This is a genomic window from Cellulomonas pasadenensis, from assembly GCF_047229365.1.
Taxonomy (GTDB): Bacteria; Actinomycetota; Actinomycetes; order Actinomycetales; family Cellulomonadaceae; genus Cellulomonas.
In genome coordinates this window covers 1-811 of the sequence record NZ_JBFTEP010000289.1, presented here as the reverse complement: position 1 = coordinate 811, position 811 = coordinate 1, and the positions used below count along the sequence as shown (strand labels likewise).

The 811-nt window shown below is 75.0% G+C and carries 1 protein-coding gene; it reads right to left on the bottom strand.

All coding sequences use genetic code 11. The annotated features are described in order from the left end of the window. Window positions 1-16: 16 nt before the first annotated feature. Window positions 17-811, bottom strand: a 795-nt coding sequence (locus AB6N23_RS18510; RefSeq protein WP_412867414.1) for a TetR/AcrR family transcriptional regulator, incomplete at its 5' end; no start/stop codon positions are given.

Below are 811 nucleotides of genomic sequence, written 5' to 3'. Positions count from 1 at the left end.
CCATACGAGTTCGGCGTTAGAGTCTCGTGGGTTCGTTTTTTTGATTATCTGATAGGGCCGGGTCGCGCGCGCCGCCCGCCACCGCGCGCGCGAGCGCCGGGTGCGCGACCGGGTCGACGAACCGCGCGATGACCGCGTCCGGGTCGGCGCCGTCCCCGTCGCCGGGCGTCCGCTCGCGTGCCGCGTAGGCCTCGATCAGGCGTGCCCAGTCGAGCTGGTGGGCCGACAGCACGCCCACCACGTGCAGCTTCTCCGCCTCGGAGAGCCGCGTGCCCTCCAGGCACGCCAGCATCGCGTCCATCCACGCGAGCCGGTTCGGCCCGACAGCGAAGAGCGTGCTCGTCGTCCGTGCGAGCCACGGGTGGGCGGCGAGGACGGGGCGCTGGAGCTCGAGCAGCAGCTCGGTGCGCGCGCGCCAGCCGCCGACCTCCGGACCCACGTGCGGCGGCTGCCCGGCGGCGCGGTCGGCCATGAGCATGAGGACCTGGTCCTTACTGGTCACGTACCGGTAGAGCGACATCGTCGTGAAGCCCAGCGAGTCCGCCACGCGCGCCATGGAGACCGCGTCGAGCCCCTCCGCGTCGGCGAGCGCGATGCCGGCGTCGGCGATCTGGGCGAGCGACAGGCCCGGGCGGGGGCCGCGGCGCGCGGGGGCGGGGGTGCGCCAGAGCACCGCGACGTCCGGCGGGACGTCGCTGAGGTCGGGCGCGGTGCCGGCGCCGTCCGGGGGGTGCGCCGCACGACGTGCGGCGAGGACCCGCGCCCGTGCCGCCTGCTCGGCGTCGCGCCGGTCGCTTATACACATCTGACG